General features: G+C 71.7%; 26 protein-coding genes. 13 read left to right on the plus strand and 13 right to left on the minus strand.

The window, feature by feature from the left end; genetic code table 11:
- The first annotated feature begins 137 nt into the window (after nucleotides 1–137).
- Nucleotides 138–1,451, plus strand: coding sequence for a cation:proton antiporter (locus tag ACZ7LU_RS06425; protein WP_471915874.1), 1,314 nt, complete (start codon nucleotides 138–140; stop codon nucleotides 1,449–1,451).
- A gap of 46 nt (nucleotides 1,452–1,497) precedes the next feature.
- Here ACZ7LU_RS06425 and ACZ7LU_RS06430 read toward each other — a convergent pair whose 3' ends face one another.
- The 7 genes from ACZ7LU_RS06430 to ACZ7LU_RS06460 all read right to left on the minus strand — a co-directional run bounded on the left by ACZ7LU_RS06430 (nucleotide 1,498) and on the right by ACZ7LU_RS06460 (nucleotide 8,258).
- Nucleotides 1,498–2,730 carry a cytochrome P450 family protein gene (locus tag ACZ7LU_RS06430; protein WP_471915875.1) on the minus strand — a complete coding sequence of 411 codons (1,233 nt, stop codon included), beginning with the start codon at nucleotides 2,728–2,730 and terminating at the stop codon, nucleotides 1,498–1,500.
- 13 nt (nucleotides 2,731–2,743) lie between these two features.
- Nucleotides 2,744–3,952, minus strand: coding sequence for a cytochrome P450 family protein (locus ACZ7LU_RS06435; protein ID WP_471915876.1), 1,209 nt, complete (start codon nucleotides 3,950–3,952; stop codon nucleotides 2,744–2,746).
- Nucleotides 3,949–4,560: a GTP-binding protein gene (locus ACZ7LU_RS06440; protein WP_468303231.1), complete on the minus strand. Its 612-nt coding sequence runs from the start codon at nucleotides 4,558–4,560 to the stop codon at nucleotides 3,949–3,951. Before ACZ7LU_RS06440 ends, ACZ7LU_RS06435 begins: the two co-directional genes overlap by 4 nt.
- Nucleotides 4,538–4,894, minus strand: a complete 357-nt coding sequence (locus ACZ7LU_RS06445; protein ID WP_398298970.1) for a DUF742 domain-containing protein — start codon at nucleotides 4,892–4,894, stop codon at nucleotides 4,538–4,540. The genes ACZ7LU_RS06440 and ACZ7LU_RS06445 overlap by 23 nt, the downstream gene beginning before the upstream one ends.
- On the minus strand, nucleotides 4,891–5,307 hold the full coding sequence (locus ACZ7LU_RS06450) for a roadblock/LC7 domain-containing protein (RefSeq protein ID WP_468558941.1): 417 nt from the start codon (nucleotides 5,305–5,307) through the stop codon (nucleotides 4,891–4,893). Before ACZ7LU_RS06450 ends, ACZ7LU_RS06445 begins: the two co-directional genes overlap by 4 nt.
- Before the next feature lie 2 nt (nucleotides 5,308–5,309).
- Nucleotides 5,310–6,653 (minus strand): ATP-binding protein, encoded by a 1,344-nt coding sequence (locus ACZ7LU_RS06455; RefSeq protein ID WP_471915877.1) that lies wholly within the window; start codon nucleotides 6,651–6,653, stop codon nucleotides 5,310–5,312.
- 450 nt (nucleotides 6,654–7,103) lie between these two features.
- Complete coding sequence (locus tag ACZ7LU_RS06460) at nucleotides 7,104–8,258, minus strand: aminotransferase class V-fold PLP-dependent enzyme (RefSeq protein WP_471915878.1); 1,155 nt, start codon at nucleotides 8,256–8,258, stop codon at nucleotides 7,104–7,106.
- Between the two features lie 245 nt (nucleotides 8,259–8,503).
- Here ACZ7LU_RS06460 and ACZ7LU_RS06465 point away from each other — a divergent pair, with 245 nt between their 5' ends.
- From ACZ7LU_RS06465 to ACZ7LU_RS06485, 5 genes are all read left to right on the plus strand, one after another.
- The gene (locus ACZ7LU_RS06465; RefSeq protein WP_471915879.1) at nucleotides 8,504–10,354 is read left to right on the plus strand and encodes an APC family permease; all 1,851 of its coding nucleotides are present in this window, start codon (nucleotides 8,504–8,506) and stop codon (nucleotides 10,352–10,354) included.
- 317 nt (nucleotides 10,355–10,671) lie between these two features.
- Nucleotides 10,672–10,875, plus strand: coding sequence for a cold-shock protein (locus ACZ7LU_RS06470; RefSeq protein WP_004986771.1), 204 nt, complete (start codon nucleotides 10,672–10,674; stop codon nucleotides 10,873–10,875).
- A 177-nt stretch (nucleotides 10,876–11,052) separates the two neighbouring features.
- Nucleotides 11,053–12,537, plus strand: coding sequence for a DEAD/DEAH box helicase (locus ACZ7LU_RS06475; protein ID WP_471915880.1), 1,485 nt, complete (start codon nucleotides 11,053–11,055; stop codon nucleotides 12,535–12,537).
- A 44-nt stretch (nucleotides 12,538–12,581) separates the two neighbouring features.
- On the plus strand, nucleotides 12,582–12,866 hold the full coding sequence (locus ACZ7LU_RS06480; RefSeq protein WP_398298960.1) for a CBS domain-containing protein: 285 nt from the start codon (nucleotides 12,582–12,584) through the stop codon (nucleotides 12,864–12,866).
- 59 nt (nucleotides 12,867–12,925) lie between these two features.
- A complete protein-coding gene (locus tag ACZ7LU_RS06485) occupies nucleotides 12,926–13,243 on the plus strand; it encodes an SCO5918 family protein (protein WP_468086609.1) in 318 nt (105 codons plus the stop codon).
- 634 nt (nucleotides 13,244–13,877) lie between these two features.
- Here the strand turns inward: ACZ7LU_RS06485 and ACZ7LU_RS06490 are convergent.
- The 3 genes from ACZ7LU_RS06490 to ACZ7LU_RS06500 all read right to left on the minus strand — a co-directional run bounded on the left by ACZ7LU_RS06490 (nucleotide 13,878) and on the right by ACZ7LU_RS06500 (nucleotide 16,597).
- The gene (locus ACZ7LU_RS06490) at nucleotides 13,878–14,744 is read right to left on the minus strand and encodes an alpha/beta fold hydrolase (protein WP_471915881.1); all 867 of its coding nucleotides are present in this window, start codon (nucleotides 14,742–14,744) and stop codon (nucleotides 13,878–13,880) included.
- Entirely contained in the window at nucleotides 14,741–15,367 is a 627-nt protein-coding gene (locus ACZ7LU_RS06495) for a TetR/AcrR family transcriptional regulator (protein WP_471915882.1), read from the minus strand. Before ACZ7LU_RS06495 ends, ACZ7LU_RS06490 begins: the two co-directional genes overlap by 4 nt.
- Before the next feature lie 93 nt (nucleotides 15,368–15,460).
- Nucleotides 15,461–16,597 carry a glutamate--cysteine ligase gene (locus ACZ7LU_RS06500; RefSeq protein WP_398298954.1) on the minus strand — a complete coding sequence of 379 codons (1,137 nt, stop codon included), beginning with the start codon at nucleotides 16,595–16,597 and terminating at the stop codon, nucleotides 15,461–15,463.
- A 134-nt stretch (nucleotides 16,598–16,731) separates the two neighbouring features.
- Here ACZ7LU_RS06500 and ACZ7LU_RS06505 point away from each other — a divergent pair, with 134 nt between their 5' ends.
- The 6 genes from ACZ7LU_RS06505 (at nucleotide 16,732) to ACZ7LU_RS06530 (ending at nucleotide 22,386) form a co-directional block, all read left to right on the plus strand.
- Nucleotides 16,732–17,697 (plus strand): LLM class F420-dependent oxidoreductase, encoded by a 966-nt coding sequence (locus tag ACZ7LU_RS06505; RefSeq protein ID WP_471915883.1) that lies wholly within the window; start codon nucleotides 16,732–16,734, stop codon nucleotides 17,695–17,697.
- 1 nt (nucleotide 17,698) lies between these two features.
- Nucleotides 17,699–18,112, plus strand: a complete 414-nt coding sequence (locus ACZ7LU_RS06510) for a hypothetical protein (protein WP_468558959.1) — start codon at nucleotides 17,699–17,701, stop codon at nucleotides 18,110–18,112.
- A gap of 184 nt (nucleotides 18,113–18,296) precedes the next feature.
- Nucleotides 18,297–18,701 carry a hypothetical protein gene (locus ACZ7LU_RS06515; RefSeq protein WP_468712125.1) on the plus strand — a complete coding sequence of 135 codons (405 nt, stop codon included), beginning with the start codon at nucleotides 18,297–18,299 and terminating at the stop codon, nucleotides 18,699–18,701.
- An 83-nt stretch (nucleotides 18,702–18,784) separates the two neighbouring features.
- Nucleotides 18,785–19,486, plus strand: coding sequence for a DUF6766 family protein (locus ACZ7LU_RS06520; RefSeq protein WP_471915884.1), 702 nt, complete (start codon nucleotides 18,785–18,787; stop codon nucleotides 19,484–19,486).
- A 74-nt stretch (nucleotides 19,487–19,560) separates the two neighbouring features.
- On the plus strand, nucleotides 19,561–20,925 hold the full coding sequence (locus ACZ7LU_RS06525; RefSeq protein WP_471915885.1) for an MFS transporter: 1,365 nt from the start codon (nucleotides 19,561–19,563) through the stop codon (nucleotides 20,923–20,925).
- A gap of 111 nt (nucleotides 20,926–21,036) precedes the next feature.
- Entirely contained in the window at nucleotides 21,037–22,386 is a 1,350-nt protein-coding gene (locus ACZ7LU_RS06530) for a hypothetical protein (protein ID WP_471915886.1), read from the plus strand.
- 27 nt (nucleotides 22,387–22,413) lie between these two features.
- On the opposite strand, the gene ACZ7LU_RS06535 is transcribed toward ACZ7LU_RS06530, so the two are convergent.
- Entirely contained in the window at nucleotides 22,414–23,826 is a 1,413-nt protein-coding gene (locus ACZ7LU_RS06535) for an NAD(P)/FAD-dependent oxidoreductase (protein ID WP_471915887.1), read from the minus strand.
- 325 nt (nucleotides 23,827–24,151) lie between these two features.
- Here ACZ7LU_RS06535 and ACZ7LU_RS06540 point away from each other — a divergent pair, with 325 nt between their 5' ends.
- Nucleotides 24,152–25,276, plus strand: coding sequence for an agmatinase family protein (locus ACZ7LU_RS06540; protein ID WP_471915888.1), 1,125 nt, complete (start codon nucleotides 24,152–24,154; stop codon nucleotides 25,274–25,276).
- Between the two features lie 9 nt (nucleotides 25,277–25,285).
- Here ACZ7LU_RS06540 and ACZ7LU_RS06545 read toward each other — a convergent pair whose 3' ends face one another.
- Nucleotides 25,286–25,579, minus strand: a complete 294-nt coding sequence (locus ACZ7LU_RS06545) for a DUF6092 family protein (protein ID WP_398298937.1) — start codon at nucleotides 25,577–25,579, stop codon at nucleotides 25,286–25,288.
- Complete coding sequence (locus tag ACZ7LU_RS06550) at nucleotides 25,572–26,138, minus strand: nitroreductase family protein (protein WP_398298935.1); 567 nt, start codon at nucleotides 26,136–26,138, stop codon at nucleotides 25,572–25,574. The genes ACZ7LU_RS06545 and ACZ7LU_RS06550 overlap by 8 nt, the downstream gene beginning before the upstream one ends.
- Nucleotides 26,139–26,146 lie beyond the last annotated feature (8 nt).

Consider the following 26,146-nt stretch of genomic DNA (forward strand, 5'->3'; position numbering starts at 1 on the left):
CGGCAGCCGCCACCACACCCACCACTGACGCCGCGTAAGGCGCCCTCGCCAGGGCACGTGGGAATGTGAGCCGTGTGGTGCGGTGCAACCCATGTGAAGTATGGGTTGAGGGTCATGGAAAGGACAGGCACAGCACAGTGACGCTTGCCGACGGCGTGTTCGTGTGGCTGGGAGCGGGAGCGCTGCTCGCGGCGGTGCTTCCCCGGGTGGTGGCCGGGCGGCCGCTGTCGCTGCCCGTGGTCTTCCTGGTGGGCGGTATCGCCGTATATCTGCTGCCGCTGCCCTTGCCGACGGTCGACCCCATGCAGCACCGGCTGCTGACCGAGCACGTCACCGAAGTCTGCGTCATCATCGCCCTGATGGGTGCGGGGCTGGCCCTGAACAGGCCCGTCGGTCCACGGCTGTGGTCCTCGACCTGGCGGCTGCTCGGCATCACGATGCTCCTGACCGTCGTCGTCACCGCACTGGCGGCATGGTGGCTGCTGGACTGGCCGCCCGCCGCCGCCCTGCTGCTCGCGGCCGTCCTCGCACCGACGGACCCCGTGCTCGCCTCGGAGGTGCGGGTGGGCGAGCCCACCAGGGACGAGCACGACGAGGACGAGGTGCGCTTCGCCCTCACCAGCGAGGCGGGGCTCAACGACGGTCTCGCCTTCCCCTTCACCTACGCGGCCATCGCGCTCGCCGCCGCCGCGGGAGCCGGCTGGTCGGCCGACTGGGTCGGCGCGTGGGCGCTGGAGGACGTCGCCTTCAAGTGCGTCGTCGGCGTACTGAGCGGACTGCTGGTCGGGCGGCTGCTGGGCTGGCTGTTCTTCCGGACCCGGGCGACCGCGCTGCGCCTGTCCGAGTACAAGGAAGGGTTCGTGGCGCTCGCCGCCACGTTCCTGTCGTACGGGGTGACCGAACTCGCCGGCGGCTACGGCTTCCTGGCGGTCTTCACCACCGCGTGCACCGTCCGGGCGGCCGAGCGCGCGCACGGCTTCCACAACGTGCTGCACGACTTCGTCGAGCAGGTCGAGCGCCTGCTCACCGCTGCCCTGCTGTTCCTCCTCGGCGCTTTCGTCGCGCTGGGCGGCCTGGCGCCGCTGACCTGGCAGGGCGCTGTCACCGGGCTGTTGCTCCTGCTGGTGATCAGGCCGCTCGCCGGCTGGGCGGGGCTGCTGGGCGGCCGGGTGCGAGGCCGGGAGCGCTGGGTGGTCGCCGCCTACGGCATCCGCGGCATCGGGTCGCTGTACTACCTGGCCTACGCACTGGGCCAGCAGAGTTTCCCGGTGCCGGAGCGGGAGCTGTGGGCGGTGGTGACCTTCACCGTGCTGGTCTCGGTCGTGGTGCACGGCCTCACGGCCGGGCCGGTCGTCTCCCGGCTGGACCGGCGCAGGACGACCACCACGACCTCGCGGGAGGGGGAGCCGGCGACGGACCACGCGGCGGACGGTACCGGGCGCGGTTCGTAGCGGGGTGCTGGGACCGGTCCGCTACGCGGTGCCGGCTCCCTCCTCGTCAGGGCTGCGCGGGACGGAGGCGTACGGGCAGGGTCTGGTGGCCGTTGCTGAGCAGGGAGCCGAGCGGCTTCAACTCGTCGGCCGGTACGGCGAGTTCGAGCTGTGGGAAGCGGTCGAACAGGAGGCGCAGGGCCGTGATGACCTCGAGGCGGGCGAGCGGGGCCCCGAGGCAGAAGTGGACGCCGTGGCCGAAGGCGAGGTGCTCCTTGACCGTGCGGGTGATGTCGAAGTCGTCCGCGCTCTCGCCGTGCCAGTCGGGGTGGCGGTTGGCGGCCGCGTAGGAGGCGAGGATCGCCTCGCCCTGGGCGATGGTCTGGCCGTCGGGCAGGGCGATGTCGGTCACCGCGTACCGCAGGGGCAGGTGCCTGACGGCCGGTTCGAGGCGCAGCGTCTCCTCGACGGCCTCGCTCCAGTCGACCTGACCCGACCGGAGCAGCGCGAGCTGTTCGGGGTGGGTGAGCAGCTGGGTGATCGCCTGGTCGATGACGTTGACGGTGGTCTCGTACCCGGCGCTGATCATCAGCAGCAGCGTGTCGCGCAGTTCGTCCTCCGACATGCCGCCCTCCTCGTCTTCGTCGCGCGAGGTGATCAACAGGGAGGTCATGTCGTCGCCGGGTTCGCTGCGTTTGGCGGCGATGAGCAGGTGGAGGGCTTCGTAGAGCGCCTTGGTGTTGGCCTCGGACTGCTCGGCGGTCAGGGTGGTGTCGAAGACGCCGTCGACGACCCGGCGGAAGGAGTCCTGCTGTCCGGCCGGTACGCCCATGAGCTGGCTGATGACCGCGATGGGCAGCGGATACGCGAGCTGTTCGCGCAGGTCGACGATCTCGCCGGGCGGGAGCGCGGCCAGCCGGTCGAGGATGCCGGTGACGAGCGTGTCTATGTTCTCCTGCAGCGCGGTGATGCGGCGGTGGCTGAAGGCGGGGGCGACCATGCGCCGCAGCCGCCGGTGGTCGGCCCCGTACGCGGTGAACATGTTCTCCACCGCGACCCACAGCGCGAGCGGCCATCGCTGGACCGTGTCGTTGAATTCCGGCCAGTGGGCGCGGGCGTCCTTGGAGACGTTCGGACTGGTCAGCAGCTCCTTGAGGAGGGCGGGGTCGGTGACGGACCAGGCGGTGACGCCCAGGATGTCGACGCGGACGGCCTGGCCGTGCGCCCGCAACCGGTGGTGCTCGTCGTGTGCGCGGGCTCCGGTGGGGTCGAGGATGATCGGCTGCGTGGGCACGGCCATGGTGGTGGTCCCTTCAGACGGATGCGGCGGTGGGGAACAGGACGGGCAGGGCGGACAGCGCCCGGTGGAAGGGCCCGGGGCGCCAGGCCAGGTCGTCGGGGGCGGCGGCGAGGTCCATCTCGGGCAGCGCGTCGAGCAGGTGGGTGATGGCGGTCTCGGCGATGAGGTAGGCGTGCGGGCGCGCGGGACAGGCGTGCGGGCCCGTGCTCCAGGACAAGTGGGCGCGGTTGCTCGCGATGCGCTGCTCCCCGAGGGCGGGGTCGTTGTTGCAGGCGGCCATCGAGATGACGACCGGCTGGTGCGCTGGCAGCAGGAAGCCGTCCACGTCGACGGGGTGCGGCGGGTAGCTGATGCAGTAGTTCGCCAGGGGCGGGTCGGTGTAGAGCACCGTGTCGAGCGCCTCGCGCACGGAGGAGCCGCCCGCGTGCAGGTCACCGGAGAACTGGTCGTCGACGAGGATCCGCAGGACGGTGTTGGCGATGAGGTTGGTCAGGGGTTCGATGCCGGCGCCGTAGAGCGTGACGAGCTGGTGCGCCATCTCCACGTCATCGAGCTCCGCGGCGTGCGCGAGGAGCCGGGAGGTGATGTCGTCCCCTGGCTGCCGCCGGCGCAGCGCCACCAGGTCGGCGACCGCCAGGGCGAGGATCTCGTTGCCGCTGGCGGCGTCCACCCCCTCGAAGATCTTGGCCATGCCGTCGGCGATGCGGCGGCCCACCTCGTCGGGGCAGCCGAGCAGGGCGCTCAGCACCCGGAAGGCGATGGGCCAGGCGTACTGGGAGAGCAGATCGGCGCCGTCGGAGTCGCGGAACTCGGCGATGGTCGCGTCGGCGACCCGCTCGACCACCGTGCGCAGTTCGTGCTGGTCGACGGCGTCGATCGCGGCGGTGTTCGCCGACCGGTAGCGGGTGTGCTCGGGGCCGGTCGAGCGCAGCGCGTTGGGGCGGTGCTCCATCATCGGGCGCACCGGGCACGTCTCGGGGACGGACTGTTCCCACACCCGCGGGTCGGCCGGGAACCGCAGGGGGTCGTTGAGGATGCGCCGGGCCTGGGCGTAGCCGACGACGAGGGTCGCGGGGACCCCGGGAACGAGGTCCACCGGGACGAACGGCCCGAACTCGGCCCGCATCCGCGCGTACGCCGCGTGCGGATCGGCCGCGAACTCGGCGTCGTACAGGGCGATCCGGCGCTCGGTCGCCGCGTCGGTCGTGGTCGGGCTGGTCACGGGCGGGGCTCCAAAACAGGTGCGTGCAGGTCGGACAGGTACTCGCAGAGGGTGATCAGGGCCAGCACGCTGGAGGTGCTCTCCCGCGCGTCGCACGTCGTCAGGGGCGTGGCCGGGTCGAGGTCGAGGGCCTGCCGGATCTCGTCCAGGTCGTAACGCGGCGCTCCGTCGAACAGGTTGACCGCCACGGCGTACGGAGTGCCCTGCTCCTCGTGCAGCGCGAGGATCTCGAAGGAGGCCTCCAGATTGCGGGTGTCGACCAGGACCAGCGCCCCCAGGGCCCCCTCGGTCAGCCCGGCCCACATGGGACGGAACCGCCCCTGACCGGGAGTGCCGAACAGATACAGCACCAGGGAGTCGCTCAGGTGCAGGCGGCCGAAGTCCATGCCGACGGTCGTGGTCGTCTTCCGCGGCGTCCGCGCCAGATCGTCCACCCCGGCACTGGCCTGGGTGATCCGCTCCTCCATGCGCAACGGCGGGATCTGGGAGACGCTGCCCACGAACGTCGTCTTGCCGACGGCGAAACTCCCCGAGATCACGATCTTCGCGGACCGGGTCACGCCGGGTGGCACATAGACGAGGCCGTCAGACGAGGGCGCGGAGACCACGCAGTACCTCCTGGAGCAGATCGGTTTGGGGTTGGTCGTCACCGGCGGCGACAGGGCGGGTCAGCAGGCCTTCGTCGATGAGCGAGGAGACGAGGATGCGAACCGTCGAAGGAGGGAACTCCAGGGCGGCCGCGATGTCCGCGACCGCCAGGCCGCCGCCCCCGGCGTGGGTGAACAGGCCCATCACCCGCCGGGCGTCCGCCCCCAGGCCCTCGCTCGACCCGCTCGCGGCGATCACCACGGTCTCCAGGCGCACCGCCGGATCGGCGCGGACCCGCCCGTCGGTACGGACGTACGGCCTGACCAGGTCCGGGTCCCGCCGCGGTCCGCTCACGTCGCCGGCAGGCCGAACTCGGAGGGCTGCCGCGGCGCGACCTTCATCTCGTGACCCACCCGCTGCGCCAGCTCCAGCATGTGATGGGTGATCAGGCCGATGTCCGCGTCGGGGCCGCTGGTCTGCACCGACAGCATGGTGTTGCCGCCGGCCTGGGTGATGAGGCCGACGTGGTTGGTCAGCTCGATCAGCGCCTGCCGGGTGCCCCCGCCGCCGGTCTCCTCGTCGTAGGCGAGCGCGGCGGCGCGGACGGCCGCGGTGATCGCGGCGAACTTCTCCGCCTCGTCCTGTCCGATCCCGGACGTCCGGGAGTGCAGCAGACCGTCGGAGCTCATCAGCACCGCGTGCCGGACGCCGTCGAGGGACCCCAGTGAGCGGTCCAGCAGCCAGCCAAGTTCGTTGCCGGTGGTCACGGTCAGGCTCCTTCGTGCGTGGTGGTCGGGTCTTCGGTGCGTGCGCTGCGGGTCCCCTGCGCCCAGGCGGCGGCGATCGAGGGCCGCCCCGGCGCCGCGGCCTCGGGCGCCGAAGCCCGCGGGCTCGCGGCGGCGGACGTCCGCGACCGGCCGGCCGCGGACCGGGACCGGACGGTGAGCCCGCTCGCGGTGGTGCGCTTGGCGGGGGACGGCTCGGCCGCCGGCGGGGGAGCGGGCGAGGGCGCGGCGGACGCGGTCAGCAGGCTCTTGGGGATGAACATGTACACGCGCGTGCCACCGAACGGGTTCGGCGCCTCCAGGTCGATCCGGAAGCCGTAGTCGGCGGCGAGGGCCGCGGCCGCCCGCAGACCGGTCTGCGGGTGCGCGCCCAGCTGGTTGATGTCGTCGCGCTGAGTACCCGTCAGGATCTTTCGGGCCCAGGTCAGCTGCTCCTCGTTCATGCGTAGACCGGCGTCGTCCACGATGACCGAGACGCCGTGGTGGCCCTCCTGGAAAGCCACGTGGACGCGCGCGGAGGAGGGGGAGTAGCGCACGGCGTTGTCCAGGAGCACCGCCAAGGCGTGGACGACCGGTCCGACCGCCCGGCTGGTCAGCGTGACGTCCAGCTCCTGGTGCTCGACGCGCTCGTACTCCTCGATGCTGCCCATCGCGGCCCGCACCACATCGGTCAGCGGGGTGGCCGGCCAGCGACGCGACAACTTGCCTCCGGACAGGACCACGTAGTTCTGGGCGACGAGCAGCATCTGCTGGGTGGGGTGGTCGATACCGACCAGCGTCTCGTACGCCTCGTCGCCCTCGTGCCGCCGCACGCCGTGACTGACCCGCTGGCTCAGCTTCGAGGCCATGCCCACCATCGCGGAGGAGACGGCACGCACCGCCGCCCTGCTGGACTCCTCGGCGCTCTGCCGCGCTCGGGCGACCTCGTCGTGAGCGCTCTCCCGGGCCTCGGCGATCTGGGCGCTCGTGCTGGTCTGCGCGTCGTACTGGACCTTGCGCACCGTGTGGGCCGCCGAGTCGGCCAGCTCCGCGAGGCGCTGCGCGAGCACCGTGTTCACCAGCGCCTCGGGCAGTTCGATGTCGACCCCGTGGCCGGTGCCGAGACGCTCCGCCTCGGCCCCCAGCCTGGGAATCACACCGCCGGCGAACTGCGCGAGGACCTCCTCGGTGGCGCGCTGCCGCCTGGCGATCTCCTCGGCCTCGGCACGGAGGCGGCCGCTGGTGGCGCGCTCGCCCCGGTACTGGTCCCAGAACCGCCAGGCCGCGCCGCCGGCGGCCAGGGCGAGAACCGAGGGCACCACGGTGGTGGCCTGTATCAGGTCTGTCATCACGTCCTCTAGAGGTCTCAAGGGGGTGAGGCGGACGGGTGCCGCCGACTGGACGGGGTGACTGTGGCAGGTGCGGGACGTGCCGCGGGCCGCGGTCCGCCCGGCGGCATCCGGTGCGCTCGGCTGCCACGACGTGTGGGGCCCGTCCGGAAGCCGCGCGGGCACATGGCCGGGCCCGTCACGGGCCGGGCCGCCACGGGGCGGGTGCCGACTAGGGCGTCTGTGGGAAGCCGAGCCAGTGGGCGCATCGAGACCGTCTCGAGGGCCCGGCCTGTCTCACTGCACTCATCAGCACTTCCTGGCTTTCCTCGGTCGTGGCAGACTTCCCACGGCATACGTTTTCAGCCAATTGGCTTCTGAAAAGAGCCAGTTGGCGTCGCTCGTCAACGATATCTTGTCGTGTTCACCGCTCGTGGTCCAGATGAGCAGGGGCCACGCCGGGCGACCTGGTCACCGCCCGTCCAGCAGCGGGCGCAGCGCCGCCGCGAGGCGTTCGTACTCCGCGGCTACGTTGTAGATCTGTCCGCAGACGCGGATGCCGCCGCCACCCGGCCACGACCAGACCAGCACGCGGAAACCGAGGCGGGCGGCTATCTCCTCGCGCAGCGCCGCCGCCTCGGCCTGGGTGCGGGCGAGGCCCGGCGGCAGCCGCAGCGCCCGCATGGCGAGCCGCTCGTCGGCGGGCAGGGGCTGCAGCCCCGGCAGCGCCGCGAGGAGTTCGGCGCCGTAGCCGGCGAGGGCGCTGTTGTGGGCGCGTACGCGGCCGGGCCCGAGGGAGGCGAGGAGGTCAAGGCCGTCCGGGGCGGCGAGCAGGCCCGTGTAGTCGGCGGTGGCCCGGTACTCGACGGCGCGGGGGAAGCCGCGGTCGTCCTCCCAGGAGGGCACGGGGGCCGGCACCCGTGCCCGGTGGGCGGGGGCCACGGCGAGCACCGCGCTGCCCGGCGGGGCGTACGCCCACTTGTGGAGGTTCCCGAACCAGAAGTCGGGTGCTCCGGCGAGGGGATCGGGGAGCATCCCGGGGGCGTGGGCGCCGTCGACCACGGTCGTCACGCCCCGCGCCGCGAGGTCGGCGAGGAGCCCGGGCGTGGCGATGGGCCGGGCGGTGGGCGAACTGATCTGGTCGAGCAGCGCGACCCGGGTGCGGGGGGTGAGGCCGGCGAGCACGGCCTTGCGCACCGCCTCTCCGTCGGCGAGCGCCGGGTCGAGGGGGACGGTGACGACCCGGGCCCGGCGGGCGGCGGCCGCGACGACCGTGCCGTAGCCGTGGTCGGTGACCAGCACCTCGTCGTCCGGCGCGAGCCGCAGGGTGTCGAGGGCGAGCCCCGCGGCCTCGGTGGCGTTGGTGACGAGGGCCATTCCGTCGGGGTCGGCGCCGAGGTGGACCGCGATACGGGCGCGGGCCTCGGCGAGCCGGTCCGGGACGGCGAGGAAGAAGGCGTCCGGATCCGCGGCGGCCTCTTCCGTCAGGCGCCGGTGGGCGCGGGCGACGGGGACGGGGACGGCTCCGAAGGACCCGTGGTTGAGATGGGCCACGTCGGCGCTGAGCCGGAACAGCTCGGCGCCGCCGGGGAATTCGGCGGGGGAGGTGGGGGTGATTGCGGGCACGCCGACGATCGTCTCAGGGGGACGGTGGCATGCGCAGGCGTCCGCCGACACCGCTTCCGCGGATGTCGCGTTCTCGCCTCCGGATCCGGCCTCGTCGGCGACGCGTCTCGTCAGAGCCGCGTATGGAATGCGGCCCTGGACATGAAGGACCCGTAAGGGACGGGCTCCCGTCGGCTCGAACGGACGGAACCTGGGCGCACCTGCCCATGATCTGCCCGAGAGGGCGCGTGAAGGAGTACGCGTACATGTCCGCTCCGACTGTCGAGTCCAGCACCGTCCCGGCCGCGGAGGAACCGCCGGATACCCCGGACACCGGCGAGAAGCACCGGCTGACCGCCCTCACCGGACTCGCCGCCCTCTCGCTCGACGCGATGGCGTCCGTGGCGTACGGACCCGAGGCGATCGTTCTCGTGCTCGCCGCGGCCGGCGGGCACGGCCTCGGGTTCACGCTCCCCGTGACCCTCGCGATCGCCGGCCTGCTCGCCGTCCTCGTCGCCTCGTACCGTCAGGTGATCGCCGCGTTCCCGGACGGCGGCGGCTCCTACGCCGTGGCCAAGGTCCACCTGGGGCGCCGGACCAGCCTGGTCGCCGCGGCCTCTCTCGTCCTCGACTACGTGCTGAACGTCGCGGTCGCCGTCACCGCCGGCGTCGCCGCGCTGACCTCCGCCTTCCCGGCGCTGTACGACGACCGGCTGGTCCTCTGTCTGGGAGTGCTCGTCCTGATCACGGCCGTGAACCTGCGCGGCATCGTCGAGTCCGCGAAGGTCTTCATCGCGCCCACCGCGGTCTTCGTCGTGGCGATCTTCACGCTGATAGCCGTCGGCCTGTTCCGGGACTCGCCCGTCTCGACCGCCACCGCCGAAGGCCATGCCGCCGTCCTCACGGAGAACGCCACCACCGTGGGTGCCCTCCTCCTGCTCAAGGCCTTCGCGTCCGGCTGCTCGGCGCTGACCGGCGTCGAAGCCATCGCGAACGCCGTGCCCTCGTTCCGCGAGCCGCGGGCCAGGCGCGCCCAGCACGCGGAGATCGCCCTCGGCGGTCTGCTCGGCGCGATGCTGATCGGACTCGCCGTGCTCATCTCCCGCTTCGGCCTGCGGCCGGTCGACGGCGTCACCGTCCTCGCCCAGCTCGCCGACGCCTCCCTCGGGCACAACTGGGCCTTCTACGTCATCCAGTTCGCGACCACGGTGCTGCTCGCGCTGTCCGCGAACACCTCCTTCGGCGGCCTGCCCGTCCTGCTCAAACTGCTCGCCCGCGACCACTTCCTGCCGCACGTCTTCGCCCTGAAGGCGGACCGTCAGGTGCACCGGCACGGTGTGCTCGCGCTCGCGGGCGTCTCGGCCGCGCTCCTGCTGTTCTCCGGCGGCGACACCAACACGCTCGTACCGCTCTTCGCGATCGGCGTCTTCGTCGGCTTCACCGTCGCGCAGACCGGCATGGTGCTGCACTGGCGGCGCGAGCGCGGCCCCCGGTGGCGGGCCAAGGCGCTGCTCAACGGCCTCGGCGCCCTGCTCACAGGGGCCAGCGCGATCGTCGTGACCGCCACCAAGTTCCACGACGGTGCCTGGCTGATCGTGGTCGCGCTCCCGCTGCTCGTGCTCTCCTTCGAGACCGTCCACCGCGCGTACGCGAAGATCGGCGAGCGGCTCGGCATCGGCCGCGTGCCCGAGCCCCCGCACCGGGACCACTCGCTGGTCGTCGTCCCGGTCGGCGGGCTCTCGAAGCTCACCGGTGAGGCGCTGAACGCGGCGGTGTCCCTCGGCGACGAGGTGCGGGCGGTGACCGTGACGTACGACGAGCCCGAGGACCGCGAGGCGGCGGCCGCGCTGCGCCGCGACTGGGAGCTGTGGAACCCGGGTGTCGACCTGATCGAGCTCAGGTCCCGGCACCGCACGGTGGGCCGCCCCGTGGCGGAGTACGTCAGGAGGATCTACGACTACCACCCCGGCACCCGCGTCACGGTCCTCATCCCCGAGACGGAGCCGGCCCACCTCTGGCAGCGCATCCTGCAGAACCAGCGGGGCGCGGTCGTCGCCCACGCCGTACGCCGCGACACGGACGCGGCGATCTGCCGCCTCCGCTTCCGGCTGACCTGAGGAAAATTTTCTCCGAAACGTTGGGCTCCCGGTCGGGCAATATATGAGACCGCCGTATGAGGGTTTAACGATCCCCGCGGTGAGGGTTTTTGGCACAGCGGAGGAGCGGGATTTTCCGCCGTGTGCAGGCCCCCTTAAGCGTGCTACTGTCGATCTCAGTTGCAGTTGTGGTTCCCGAACTTCAAGTGCCCCTGACCGGCCCTGCCGGTGGGAGCACTCTTGTATTTCCGGTCATTTTTCCGGGCGGGGTTAATCATCGCGGCGACACGGTGTCCGCACAGTGTGGACACCGATGTACTGCCCCAAGGAGATATGACATGGCTACTGGCACCGTGAAGTGGTTCAACGCGGAAAAGGGTTTCGGCTTCATCGAGCAGGACGGTGGCGGCGCTGACGTGTTCGCCCACTACTCGAACATCGCCGCCCAGGGCTTCCGCGAGCTGCTCGAAGGCCAGAAGGTGAGCTTCGACATCGCGCAGGGCCAGAAGGGCCCGACGGCTGAGAACATCGTTCCCGCCTGACGCGAACGCGCACTTGCAGCTGGGGCCCGCATCCTTCGGGGTGCGGGCCCCAGCTGCATTCTTTTACCGTAAAGCATTTTCGCTTTTACGTTCCATTCGGTCCATTTCTTGTGATTCTCTGTGCCGCTCATCGCCGGAAGAATTCCTTGGTATGCACCGCGTCGAGGAAGGTTCCGCATGAACCGCACACGTACGAACGACCGATTTTCCCGCAGCCGTAATGGCGGCGCCGACGCCGGAAAGAGCGGTAGCCGCTTCGGAGCGGCGGCCCCGCGCCGATCCGGTGGGTCCGGTGGCTACAGCCGCCGACCCGCCCCCGTGCAGGGTGAGTTTGCCCTCCCCAAGACGGTCACCCCGGCGCTGCCCGCCGTGGAGGGCTTCGCCGATCTCGACATGCCCGCGCCGCTCCTGGCCGAGCTCGGCAGGCAGGGAGTGGCCGTGCCCTTCCCCATCCAGGGGGCGACGCTGCCGAACTCCCTCGCGGGCCGTGACGTGCTCGGCCGCGGGCGCACCGGCTCCGGCAAGACCCTCGCCTTCGGCCTCGCCCTGCTGGCCAGGACCGCCGGACAGCGCGCCGAGCCCCGCCAGCCGCTCGGTCTGATCCTGGTCCCCACCCGTGAGCTCGCCCAGCAGGTGACCGACGCGCTCACCCCGTACGCCCGCGCCGTCCGGCTCCGCCTTGCCACCGTCGTGGGCGGCATGTCGATCGGCAGGCAGGCCGGCGCGCTGCGCACCGGGTCCGAGATCGTCGTGGCGACCCCGGGCCGGCTCAAGGACCTCATCGACCGTGGCGACTGCCGTCTGAACCAGGTGGCCATCACCGTGCTCGACGAAGCCGACCAGATGGCGGACATGGGGTTCATGCCGCAGGTCACCGCGCTCCTCGACCAGGTGCGGCCCGAGGGGCAGCGGATGCTGTTCTCGGCCACCCTGGACCGCAACGTCGACCTCCTGGTCCGCCGCTACCTGACCGACCCCGTCGTCCACTCGGTCGACCCCTCGGCCGGCGCGGTCACGACGATGGAGCACCACGTGCTGCACGTCCACGGTGCCGACAAGCACACGGCCACCACGGAGATCGCCGCCCGCGAGGGCCGCGTGATCATGTTCCTGGACACCAAGCACGCCGTCGACCGGCTGACCCAGGACCTGCTCAACAGCGGTGTACGGGCCGCCGCGCTGCACGGCGGGAAGTCGCAGCCCCAGCGCACCCGCACCCTGACGCAGTTCAAGACCGGACACGTCACCGTGCTCGTGGCGACCAACGTCGCCGCCCGCGGCATCCACGTCGACAACCTCGACCTCGTCGTCAACGTGGACCCGCCGACCGACCACAAGGACTACCTGCACCGCGGCGGCCGTACCGCCCGTGCCGGTGAGTCCGGCAGTGTCGTCACCCTGGTCACCCCGAACCAGCGCCGCGGCATGGTCCGCCTCATGTCGGACGCCGGGATCCGCCCGCAGATCACCCAGGTCCGCTCCGGCGAGCAGGAGCTGCACCGCATCACCGGCGCCCAGGCCCCCTCGGGCATCCCGGTCGTCATCACCGCGCCGGTCACCGAACGCCCCAAGCGCGGCACCGGCGCACGCGGTCGCCGCCGCCCCGCTTCGGCGGCCCGGCGCGCCGCTTCGCAGCGGTCCGCCGTCGACGCCGCGGCGTAGCCCCTTCGCGCTCCGGACACCAACCCCGCTTTCAGGAGGCACCTTTGACGCTGGTTCAGACGCATCCCCGGCCGGTGAACGCCGAGCCCGTACGCGGTCCTTCGGGCGACGCCGCGGCCGAGGCGGGACCGCGGGTATGGGACGACATGACCGTCGAGGTGGCGTTGTCCGTCATGGCCGGCGCCCGCGTCGGGCACCTGCTCGTCTGCGACGAGGACGGCCGGCGCACCGGTCTGGTCACCAGGGCCAGGCTCACGGCTGTCCGTGACGGCTCCGGCTACACGGACCTGATGCGCCTGCGGGACCTCACCGCCGCCCCCGTCCACTGAACCAGCCCGTCACGGGCCGCCCCGACCTTCTTCCCCACCCCCTCCCCATGCGAGGTCTCATGCGCTGTGTCATCGCTCGCTTCCCGTTCGACCTCACCAAGAGCGGGGTGCTGGAAACGATGAAGGGCGTCAAGCCCGAACCGGTCACCGGCCAGTCCGTGATCATCGGGCGCCGCCACTACCCCGTCAAGCAGGTCGGCCGGGTCATCACCCGCCAGGATCCCCGTGATTTCAGCGCGGGGGAGGTCCTCCGGGCCATGGCCCAGCTCGGCTTCACCTGCCGGACCCTGCCCGCGGCCGCCCCGGTCGCCCCGACCAGGATGGGCAGTCCGTTCGAGCGGGCGTCCGCCCTGTTGGGCGCTCCGCTGCCGGCCTGACCGCCGGAGCAACCACCAGAACAGCAGTGAGGGCCTGACCGGCACGTGCCGGTCAGGCCCTCACTGCGTTCGGCATCCATAGATCGGCGGGTCCGATTACCTCATCGAGGGAAGGCGAAAAATCTGCTCTCGCTGGAGTAGACATTGGGTGCTCGCCCGTCTATGGTTTCTGCTGTAGTCGAGATTGAGCATCGAGAAAGGCCCGGCAGACACGAACTGCCGGGCAGTGGTACGGCGGCGGGGCTCGGAGCCAGAGTGGATCGGGATGGGCGACGGGCCGGCTGTCGAAGTGGCGCTGTAAGAGGCCACAGTTGAGTACAGAGAGGGAAGAACGGAGGAAATAGAGCGCCGTCAGGATCGCCCGGGCGGAAGTCTGCACCCGGGTACCGCAGGACATCGATAGGCAGGTGGTCTCCGGTCACGCATCCGCGATCCCCGCACCCCCGTCACTGCGACGGACGGCCGTGCGGATACGGAAAGCCGACGCAACACTGAGGTCGGCAGATGGTGTTGTAGTTCCTTCGGGGCCCCGGTGCCACACGCGCCGGGGCCCCTCCACATGCCCGGCGTCTCTCATCCGCCCGTACGACCGCGCGCCATGGGCGGCGTCTCTCATCCGCCGTACGCCCGCGCGTCATGACCGGGCTATCGCCCCTTCGAGGAACGGGACCACCGCCTCGATGAAGTGCTCGTTCCGATCGCCGACCACCATGTGTCCCGCACCGGCCACCTCCACGCACCGCGCGAGGGGGACGCCGGCACAGAACTGCTCGGCGATGTCCTGACGCACCACGTCACTGCTCCCGCCGCGGACGAGCAGGATCGGCACGCCGGCGCCGCGCGCCGCGTCGAGGAGGCGCTCCGCCATGCCGGGCGGATCCATCCGGTCCTCGAAACTGTCCAGCAGCCGCGGGTCCCAGTGCCAGACCCAGCGATCGCCGTGGCGGCGCAGGTTGTTCCGTATCCGCTCGGGGTCGTCCGGGCGTGGCCGGTGGGGCAGGTAGGCGGAGACCGCCGCGGCAGCTTCGCCGACGTCGGCGAAGCCGTCCGGCCGTCGGCGCATGAAAGCGAAGATCCGATGGGTGCCGTGGAGGTCCGGCCGATGGGCGACGTCGACGAGAACCAGCGCGCGAACCGCCGCCCCGGGTGGCTCTCCGGCGGCCAGCAGTGAACCGAGACCGCCGAGCGAGGCGCCGACGAGCACCGGGCGGCCGCCGATGCCGGTGACGAGCGCCCGGATGTCGTCGGCGAACAGGTCGAGGTCGTAGTCGCCGTCGGCCGACCACTCGCTGGCGCCGTGCCCGCGCAGGTCTGGGGCGACGACGTACCACCCCAGGGCGGCCAGTCGAGGGCCGGTCCGGTCCCAGGCGTGCCGTGTCTGGCCGCCGCCGTGCAGCAGGACGAGGGGTGGCGAGGACGCCTCGCCCCATACGTCCGCCGTCAGGCGGATGCCGTCGCGGCCCACGAACCGTCGGGACCGTGGCGCGGCGCCGGGTGTCATGCCGTGCCCCGGGTCCGTAGCGGCGCCAGCAGCTCGTCGCGGCAGGGGTCCGAGGCCGCCGCCGCGAGCGCGACGTCCAGTGCGAACAGGGCGCGCGCCAGGAACCGCTCGTCGTCGATCAGGTCGGCGACCCACTGATGCAGCGCGCCCACGCACGAGGCGGCGACAGTGGCCGCCAGCGCGTCGGTGTCGACGTCGGCCCGCAGCAGGCCATGCGTCCGGGCGTCCGCCATCGTCCGGCGGAGCTGGACAAGCGGACTGCGGTCGAACACGAGACCACTGGCCTGCCACTCCCGCACCATGCGCCGCGACACGACCGGGTCGTCCACGAACAGCTGGACGGTCGACCTCACGACGTCCCGCGGGTGACCGGCCCCCGACACCGCGAGCCGGCGCTCCAGCTCGTCCATGAACCCGGCGGCGAGCGCCTCCCAGACCTTGTCGCGCGGCCCGATCAGGTTGTACACGGTGGCCGGGGCGACCTGCGCCCGCTCGGCGATCCGCTCGGTACTGATCACCGATTCCGGGCCCTCCCGAAGGAGTGCCCGCGTCGCCTCCAGGATCAGGGACCGCCGCCGGGCCTTGTTCTGCTCACGCAGGCCACCCTCTTCGACCTTCCGCATACGCGTGCACCCCTCCGCCATGACATGGAGAAAACTAGAGACCCCTCTAAAAATAGAGGGGTCTCTAAAAGAGTCAAGAGCGCGGGAGGCCCATCACGTCAGCTGTGTGCGGCGGACGCACTCCGTGACCACGTCCCGCAGGCTGCCCGTCCGGTGCAGCAGGTCGCGCTGGATCTGGGCTCCATTGCCGTTCTTCAGGAGGTCCGCCGTGGCCCTGCGCACCAGGTCGAGGTCGCCGGTGTCCTCCAGGGCGTCCCGCACGTGGTCGACGAGCACGCGCACCACCTCGGCGCTCGTGGCGGGCCGCATGGTCACGGGGTGCAGCAGCGTGTCGTCGAGGCCGGAGCGCGCGGCCCGCCACGCGGCGAGCCGCAGCAGGTCGATGCCGTGCGCCAGCGGCGGCCGGCCCGCCCGCCACTCCCGTGCGGCCGTCTCGACCAGCGCCCGCGCCAGCGTCGCGACCAGGACGGTCGACGAGGCTTCCAGGCAGACGTCCGCGACCCGGATCTCGACCGTGGGGTAGCGGTGGGAGAGCCGGGCGTCGAAGTAGACCATGCCCCGGTCGCGCAGCACCCCGGTGGCGACCATCTGGGTGACCTGTTCCTCGTACCGGGCGGCGGAGCCGAAGAGCTCGGTGGGGCCCGCCATCGGCCAGCGGCCCCACACCCTGCTGCGGTAGCTGCTGTACAGGCTGTCGTTCCCCTGCCAGAAGGGCGAGTTAGCGCTGAGCGCGACCAGGACCGGGAGCCAGGGGCGGATGCGGTCGATGACGGCCACGCCCTCTTCGTCCGAGTCGACCGACACATGGACGTGGCAGCCGCACGTCAGCTGCTCCTGCGTGGTCAGGCCGAACTGTGCCTCCATCCACTGGTAGCGGCTGCCCGTGTTGATCGACGGGCTCACCGGCAGGGGAGAGGTGGCGAGGGCGGCGATCGCGGCGCCCACGTCGCCCGCGTGCCGTGCCGCTTCCCCGCGCCACCGGACGATCTCGTCCGCGAGGCTGTCCATGCTCGTCCGCGGCTGCGTCGCGAACTCGAGCTGCTGACTCTGGAGCTCCTTCTCGAACGCCTCGTCCTCGGGCTCGCGGTAGTCGTCGGCGTGCTTCTCCGTGCCGGGGCGCTCCTCCGTGTCCCTGGCCGCTCGCGCCAGAACCGCGGAGGACAGGGCTCGGGGTTCCCCGCTCTCGCGGTCGACCAGGAGGAGTTCCTCCTCCACTCCTACAGTGCGCAAAGGAGCCTGCCTCTCTGTCCGTGACCGTTCGGGCTGTGGTTGCCCCGGTACCCCCGCTCGCCGTCCGCATCCGTACGGTGGAGCAGTGGTTCGTCGGATGTTTCAGCGGGAGCAGTTCGGCAAACCGATCCATTATGGTGCAATTCGGCTACACAATGATGACCGAGCAGGCGGGACCGCGCGCCCTCGTCGACGACGTGGTCGCGGCGGAGCGGGCCGGCTTCGACTTCTCGGTCACCTCCGACCACTACTTTCCGTGGCTCGACACGCAGGGGCACTCCCCGTACGCGTGGAGCGTGCTCGGCGCGGCGGCGCAGGCGACCTCGCGCATCCCGCTGATGACGTACGTGACCTGCCCGACGGTCCGCTACCACCCCGCCGTGGTGGCCCAGAAGGCCGCGACGATGCAGCTGCTCTCGGAGGGCCGCTTCCGGCTGGGGCTCGGCTCGGGCGAGAACCTCAACGAGCACGTCGTCGGTGCCGGCTGGCCCTCCCCGCGCGTCCGCCTCGACATGCTCGAAGAAGCGGTCGGCATCATCCGCGCGCTCTTCACCGGCGACAACGTCAACCACCAGGGCGACCACTTCGACGTGGCGAACGCCCGCCTGTGGGACCTGCCCGACGAGCTGCCGCCCATCGGCATCGCCGTGTCCGGCGGCCGGTCCTGCGCGCTGGCCGGGCGGCTCGCCGACCTCGTCATCGCCACCGAGCCCAAGGCCGACCTGCTCACGTCCTTCGACGAGCACGGCGGCCGCGGCAAGCCCCGGGTCGGCCAGCTGCCCGTCTGCTACGACACCGACAAGGACGCGGCGGTGGCCCGCGCCCACGAACAGTTCCGCTGGTCCGTCGGCGGCTGGCCGGTCAACTCCGAACTGCCGGGACCCTCCGGCTTCGCCGGTGCCACGCAGTTCGTCACTCCGGAGGACATCGCTCAGCAGATCCCGTGCGGAGACAGCGTCGACGACTTCGTCGAAGCGGTACGCCCCTTCGTCGACGCGGGCTTCACGGAGGTCGCCCTCGTACAGGTGGGCGGCGACCAGCAGCGCCCCTTCATCGAGTGGGCCGAGAAGAAGCTCCTGCCCGCGCTGCGGGAGCTGTGACGTGCCGGAGACCGGAGAATCCCGTACACCGCACGCCCCGTCCGCCGACCTCGTGCAAGTGGCCCTCGGCGAGTGCTCACCGGCCGACGCGGACACCGTCTTCGACGTCCTGCGCACCCACTTCGCGTCCGACCGCGGAAGCGACGCGCCACGCCAGACCGGAGAGGAGTGTCCCGCCGTGTGGACCGGCGAGTTCCGCGCCGCCCACAGCCCTGACTCCGTACCGGGCGTCCTGCTCGCGGGCTCGGTGACCGCTGACCTGCAGGGCGGCCCGGTCGCGGTCGCGCGCCTGCGCAGGACGCTCGAATCGGCCTTCGTCGTGTCGACCGTCGGCAGCGTCTCGGGCGACCAGGAGATCGAGGTGCAGCTCAGGCTGACAGGACCCGAGCACGGGGCGCCGCCCGGAGACGGCTGAAGGGGACGGCTGACGGGGCGGCCGGACGGGTGCCGTCCGTTCGGGTGCACGTCAGCGTGTCCGGCGCGCGGGTTCTCCGTCCCGGGACGGAGTCGCGGCATCGTCGGAGGGCCTGCACCCTGACGGACCACCGTCGCGGTGCGGCAGTCACGAGCCGACGGGACCGCGAAGGAGAGCAGAACTGGTGCGCGGAACGAGGTGGGGCGTGGCCGCGGCACTGTTGTGCTGCACCCTCAGCGGTTGCGGCGACGTCGGGGCGCGGGAGGACGGCGCCGCCCGGGCGGTCACCCGGTTCGAGGCCGGCCTGCGCGCCTCGGACGCCGCGCGCGGCTGCGTGGCGCTCGCCCCCGGCACCCGCGACGAGCTGGAGCAGTCCGCCGAACTGCCCTGCGCGCGGGCCCTGCCCGACGCGGGGCTGCCCACGGCGGCCGAGGTGCGGCACGTCGACGTGTACGGGCGCCAGGCACGCGTCGTGACCGACCGCGACACACTCTTCCTCTCGTCCTTTCCGGACGGCTGGAAGGTCACGGCCGCCGGCTGCACCGAGCGCCCCGAGAAGCCGTATCAGTGTCTGATCAAGGGTGGTTGACCGGTGCGGACCATGTTCACGGTGTATCTCCTGATGGTGGCCGCGGGACTGGCCTACTGCACGGTGCTGGGGCTGATGCAGCGATGAGGCCGGGGCGCGCGAAGGGCGCTCGTGGCTTCCTGCACGACAACAGCCTGACCCTCGCCTTCGGCGCGGGCTTCCTCCTCACCCTGGCCGGGCAGGCGGTCGCCGGGCACGCAGACTTCAACAACCACCTCGCCGCCGAGGACCTGGCCCCGATGAGTTTCGGCGGCTATCTCCTGAGCTCCGACTTCGCCGTGGACGTCATGGAGAACTGGCAGTCCGAATACCTGCAGTTCTTCCTCTACATCTTCGGCACGGTCTGGCTGCTCCAGCGCGGCTCGCCCGAGTCCAAGGAGCTCCACAAGGCGGGCACCGAGTCCGACGAGGACCAGAAGATCGGCGAACACGCGCAGCACGACTCGCCGCGCTGGGCCTCCGTCGGCGGCGGGCGTCAGGCCTGGTACTCCCGCTCGCTCGGCATCCTCATGTGCGCCCTGTTCCTGCTCTCCTGGCTGGCCCAGTCTGTCGCCGGCACAGCCGCGTACAACGAAGAGCACCTGCGCGAACTCCAGGCCCCCATCGGCTGGTTCGAGTACCTCGGCGCCGCCGACTTCTGGAGCAGGACCCTGCAGAACTGGCAGTCCGAGCTCCTCGCCGTGGGGTCGATGGCCGTCTTCTCTGTCTATCTGCGCCAGCGCGGCTCCCCGGAGTCGAAGCCGGTCGGTTCCCCGCACGGCGCGACCGGCGTCGAAGGCGGCTGACCCTGAAGCGCGGGACCGGAGGGGCCGCGGCCGAACGCCACGTCACCGTCACGGTCGCCCTGGCCGTCCTGGGTGTGTTCGCCGTCTACCTCCCCATCAACGGCGTCGCGGGAGCGCTGCACGACATCGCCGCGTCCACCGGCGCCGACACCTCTCAGCTGCAGTGGGTCTCCGACGCCTACGTCCTGCCGATGGCGGCCTCCGTCCTGTCGGCCGGCGTGTTCGGCGATCTCTACGGCCGCCGTCGGATCTTCTCCATGGGCCTGGCCCTGACCGGCGTCGGAGGGCTCGTGGCAGCCTTGGCGGGACTGCTGGGGAACGGTGCGACGATGCCCGTCCTGTGGGCCGGTCAGGCCGTTTCGGGCCTCGGCGCCGGGCTCCTGCTCCCCACCACCCTTGCCCTGATCGCCCATGCCGTCCCCGACCCGCGCGACCGTGGCCGCTCCATCGGCCTGTGGGCGGCCGGGGTGGCCGCCGGACTCGCGCTCGGCCCCCTGCTGTCCGGCGGCATCCTCGAATCCGGCGCCTGGGGTTGGATCTTCGTTCCCGCCGCCGCCCTGTCCTTCGGCACGCTCGTGTGCGGCCACTTGTGGCTGCCGGAGTCGAAGAGCCCGGAGGGCCGCCACCTGGACTGGCCCGGTCAGATCACCGCCGCCGTGGCCATGGCCGGCCTCATCTTCGGCGCCATCGAAGGCGGCTCCCGGGGCTGGACCTCCGCCCTGACGCTGACCGGCCTCGCCGTCGGCGTTCTCGCCCTGGCCGCCTTCCTCGCCGTCGAGCGCCGCGCCGCCGCTCCGCTGATGGATCTGCGGCTGTTCACCTCGCCCGGCTTCGCCACCGCCGCCTTCGCGTCCGTGATCGCCCTCTTCGCGACGGTCGGCTTCACCTTCCTGATCAGCCTCTACCTGGGCGAGGTCCACGACTTATCCTCCCTGCAGATCGGCACCCGGCTCTTCCTCTTCGCCGGGGTCAGCGCGGTCGCCAACGTGCCGGTCGGGCTGCTGATGAGCCGCGTACCGCCGTTGGCACTGCTCACCGCCGGCCTCGCGCTCGGCGCAGCCGTCGCCCTTCTGTTCCTCCAGGTCGGCCCCGACACCAGCTTCCTGGACCTCGCCTGGCGGCTGGCCCTCTTCGGTGTCTCCGTCTCCCTGATGCTCACCTCCGTCACCGTCGTCTCCGTCAACGCCGTCCCCCGGAACCTCGCCGGCATGGCCTCCGCCACCAGCACCGCACTGCGCCAGTTCGGCGGCGCCCTCAGCCCCGCCGTGGTGGGCTCCGTGTACGCCGCCGGCCTCACCGGCGACGGCACCCCCACCGCCGCCTTCCACCTCGCGCTGGCCGGCATCGGCGGCCTGCTGGCCATCGGCTTCCTCGGCTGTCTCGCCGTACTGGCCACCGGCCTGCGCCGCACACCCGGAGCCGGGTTGCCCGACGCCTGACGGCTCCGATAATGGAATGGTCCATTCACGCCCGATTCGTTCGCGTATGCCCGGGTGTGTGAGTGCGGTGCGCAGCCGTGCGGCGCCGGGCGCGGAGCTCCGGGAGGATGTGTGCGTGCTCACGAGGTTCCTGCCGGTGGAGAGGCGCCCCCTGTCGGGCGCCGCTCTCTCGCCGGCACCGATGAACTACTCGTCATCAAACAGACGGAACACCCGGGAGAGCCCGCGGTCCTGCACCGGTACGACACCCCCGCGGGCCCCCACCCCCGCCCCGTCCCCGGAAGCGAGGGCATGTGGCAGACGGCGGCCACCGGCACGCCGGACCAGGAGAAGGCGGTCAGGCGCGCGTTCGAGCGCGTGCGCACGCTCGGCGAGTACTTCGGCGAAGGCGAGTTCGGCACCGGAGCCGACGCGCTGATCGTGCAGAGCCGCAGGGACCGGGCGCACAAGGCGGTCTTCGCCGGGGCCGAGCTCTGCGGCAGCCGCCACCGCCTGCACATCAAGGGGGCGCGGAAACTCACCGGAAGCGCCGACGACGCCGACCGTGCCGAACTGGTCAGCGGTGTCTGCCTGTTCAGTCACCAGAACCTGCGCTTCATCGACGAGCACGGCCGCGGTACGGAGCTGCTGCGCGCCGACGCCGCTCCGTCGGCCGCTCGGCTGCGGTCCATCGTCACGGAGGGCGAACTGTCGCTCTACGAGTACGAGACCGTCCTGCGCCAGTCACGCGTGATCGGCGACGTCGCCGCCCTGCTGCCCTCCTCCCTGGCCCTGACGGTCACCGTCGACGTGCCGCGAGTGCAGTACTACCTCTACCTCCTCGACGCCTTCCAGAGCGGCCTCGTCGCCGCCGAACTGGCGCAGCGCTATTTCCGCCTGGTCGACGGCCGCTACACCCGTGTGCTCGACCTGTTCCGCCGGCACATCCGCCGGGCACTGGACGCCGCGGGCCGTCCGGACGTCCCCGTACGCACCGCACCCGGCCTCGACCCGCTCGCCGAGTGCCTGTGGGACGCGGTGACCACCGGGGACATACCCCGCGACGACGACCTCCTCGCCATGATGATCGTCGGCGGCGACCCGATGTGGAAGGAACTGCGGGAACTCGACGTCCCGCGCGACCGCCACTGCCTCGGTTACACCAGCTACCTCGTGGAACTCCTGCGCGCGGCCGGGCTCTCCGACGACGGCAAGGGCGCCCTGAGCATCAACGTGGACAGCTTCGGCGAAGCGCTGCTGTTCGACCAGGCACGGCAGTTGCGACAGCGCCTCGGCGCCCCGGAGGACGACCCGCCGTCCCTGGGCATCTACGCCGCCGAGACCGTACAGACGCTGCGCCCCGACGGCCACGCGGCCTCCCTGTACCTGACCGACCCCGGCCGGTACGCCGTGGACGAGGACGGCACGCCCGTGGACCTCTTCCGCCTGATCGACGCTCTGTACGCACAGCCCGCGGCGTGATGTGAGGCAGAGTCATATGAGCCGGCGTCATTTGAGATAGGCGACGAGCAGGGACCACAGGGCTTCGGGAACGGGAGCCTGCTGCCACGTACGCCGGACCGCCGCACCGCGCGGGTCACCGCCGTCTGTGGCCAGCCCGCGCAGGCTCTGGTGCAACAGATCGGCCAGTACGCCCTGCATGGAGGTCGGCGTTCCCTGCGGCGGAAGGAAGAGGTCCACCAGTTCGGGCAGCCAACGCTCGAGCGTCTGCGGCAGGGCGCTCGGCGTGATCGTGCGAGTGGGGTCGAAGGGGTGCTCGGCCACGGTGTCACGGGTGAGGTGATCGGCGATCATCTCGGCGAGGCGGGGAGCCAGCAGCATGCCATTGCGGTAGGTGCCCGAAGCGATGAGGACCCGCGGATCGGCGGTGGGGCCGACCAGCGGAAGGTGGTCGAGCGTGAAAGGGCGGTACCCGACGCGGGCGCCGACGAGCTCCCCTTCGTACAGCTTGGTGCTGAGCTCCTCGCCCGACTCCCGCAGCAGGTCGTTGAGTTCCATGACCAGCGGGTAGGGGACGGCCCCCGAGGGGGAGAGGCGGTTGGTGGCCCCCACGTAGACCATGCCGTCGGCGCGGGGCACCAGGTGCATTCCGCAGGCGAAGTCGCGCATGGGGGTGCGGATCGCGGTCGGCAGCGACATGGGAACGTGGCGCACCACCGCGCTGACCCCCTTGCCGGCCAGTATCGGCGGCAAGGACAGTTCCAGGTCCGGACTGTTCGCCAGCAGGTCGTTCAGGCCGACGCCCACGGCCAGGACGACGCGCGGCGCACTGATCCGGGGCCCATCGGCACAGGTGATCGTCACCTCCTCACCGGCCGACGGATGCAGGCCGGTGGCTTCCGATTCGGTCCACGTCACGTCCGCGTGGGCGAGGAGCGCCTCGGTCAGGGCGCTCATCAGCTCGCCCGAGTCGATGGTCGCCTCACCGGGCAGCCACAGCGCGCCATGGGCGGTGCAGGACCGGGCCGGAGACAGGCCCGGCACATCGCCGGGGTCGTGGCGCTCCGCACGGTGGCCGTGGGCGACGGCCGCATCGGCGATGGCGTTCAGTTCTGTCGCGTCCCCGCGGCCGCCGGTGGTGGCCACCACCCACAGTCCCGGCGTGAGGGTGAGGGGCCGGCCGCTCGCCTGCCGCAGCGGCGGCAGCCAGGAGTCGTACAGCTCCCGGGCGGCGGCGCGTTCGCCGACCTCCAGGGCGACGCGTTCGGGACTGTCGGAGGCCGCCACCTCACTGAACGGCGCCAGCATCGCGCCCGCCGCCCGGGACGCCTGCCCCCGGTGCTCTCCCGAGCGCGGCCCGATCAGACGCACCCGCAGCCCTCGGCGGGCCGCCTCCCAGGCCGTGGCCAGGCCGATGACGCCGGTGCCGACGACCGCGACGTCCATGTCACTGCGTAGCATCAGCCGGCTGTCCTTTCGGGTGGTACGCGGGAGACGGAGCGGGCAGCGCACCGGTTTCAGGCGGCTGCCGCGCACAGGGAACGCGCACGCTCCGCCACCCACCATCCGCACGGGCCCGCCCGCCCGCACGCCCGGTTGCGCCGTCCGAGGCCCGCACGCCGGTGTCCGGCGAGCCGCCGGAAATGGTCCGCACGGCTGACTGTCACGGTCCGCGGTGGCGGGGTGCCGACGGCGGACGCGCCCCCTCGGGTTGTGTGACCACCGCGGCAGCCGGCCGGACGCACCGGCGCCGGTCACCGCCCAGGCGCGACAGAAGGAGCCCCCTGTGGAAGACGTACCGGCGGACGCCTGGAAACAGCGGATCGACCGCACGGGCGACCCGGGACGCGAGCCCGGCCCGATCAACCTTCAGCGGTACGCGTTCGCACCCCCGTACGCCGGTATCGCCACGCTGTTCGGGCTGCCGCTCTGCCTCAACCAGGACGACCTGCGCGCGGGCAACGTCGACGTGGCGGTGCTGGGGGCACCGGTCGACATGTCCACCGGACACCGGGGCGCCGCCTTCGGCCCGCGCGCCATCCGGGCGGACGAGCGGTGCCTCCCGAACACCCCGAACCTGCTCGTCAACCCCACCACGCGCATCAAGCCCTTCGAGGAGCTGACGGTCGTCGACTACGGAGACGCGGCCGTGGACCTGTTCAGCATCGACAACTCCATGGAACCGATCCGTGCCCTGGTCCGCGAGATCGCCGAGACGGGCGCCATTCCGATCGTGCTCGGCGGCGACCACTCGATCCTGTGGCCCGACGCCGCCGCCATGGCCGATGTCTACGGACCGGGCAAGGTCGGAGTCATCCACTTCGACGCGCACCCGGACTGCGCGCCCCACCTGGCGGGCCATCTCGCCTCGCACGCCACGCCGATCCGCCGGCTGATCGAGGACGAACACGTCCCCGGGCGCAACTTCATCCAGATCGGCCTGCGCAGCGCGATCGCACCCGACGAGGAACTGTTCGACTGGATGCGCGACAACCAGCTGCGCGCGCACTTCATGGCCGAGATCGACCGGCGCGGCTTCGACGCGGTCCTCCAACAGGCCCTCGAAGAGGCGCTCGACGGTCCCGAGTACCTCTTCGTGTCCTTGGACATCGACGTGCTGGACCCGGCCTTCGCGCCCGGCACCGGCACCCCCGAACCGCCGGGGCTGACCAACCGCGAACTGCTGCCCGCCATCCGCCGCATCTGCCACGAGCTGCCGGTCGTCGGCATGGACATCGTCGAGGTGGCACCCCACCTGGACCCCGGCTGCACCACCACGATGAACGCCCGCCGGGCCATCTTCGAGGCGGTGTCCGGAATCGCCATGCGGCGCAAGGGTCTGCCCGGCCCGGACTACGTGGATCCGCGCGTCTCCGGACCGGCGCCCGACCGGCAGGGACCGGGCGGGTGAGCGGGGGAATCAGTCGCCCGCGCCGGCCCCGGCGGGCTGTGTCACGGCCACGGCCACCTGCTCGCACAGGTTCTCCAGGAGATCGCTGGTGTGCTCGTGGTTCTGCGGCCCGGTGAGCACGTCGTCGATCCTGGTGCGGACGGCGACCAGCCGCGGCTCGCTCGCGTCCGCCTCTTCGAGGAGCTCCAGTACCCGGCCGGCCGCACCCAGGCAGCGCATCGGCCCGTAGTTCTTCGGCTCCTCCAGCAGCCCGCGGGCGCTGCTCAACAGGTTCGCGGCGAGCAGGACGAGATCCTCACGCACCGACGGCGGGAGTGTGCTGTCCGAAGACTTCATAGCTGATCACTTCGCTCCGGGGTCGACGCTTGGACATCTGACGTTCGCCTGCCGGGTGGCCCATCGGCACCATGAACACCGGCTCGATGTCGGCGGGAATGCCCAGCAGGACCCGCAGGACACCGGCCCGGAAACTGGTGACGGGGCACGCGCCGAGCCCGTACGCGTGGGCCGTCAGCAGGAGAGTGTTGACGGCCATGGTCACGCACAGCTCCGGCGCGCCGTCGTGCGAGGCCAGATCGAGGCGGCCGCCGTCCACACAGGCGACCACCACGACCCGGGGCTTTCCCACCAGCCCGGGAGAGAACGCCCTCAACCGCCGCAGGGCCACCGCGTCGCGCACCACGACGAAGGACCACGCCTGCGCGTTGCTCCCGGTGGGGGCCGACAGCATGGCGTCCAGCAGTTCCTCAAGGACACGGTCCTCGATGGGATCACTGGTGTAACTGCGCACGGCACTGCGGGTACGCACGATCTGCGCGAAGGACTCCGGCGACAGGGCGTCACCATCTCGACCATCAGTCACATCTCAGA

It is taken from the genome of Streptomyces sp. NPDC039462, from assembly GCF_055639375.1.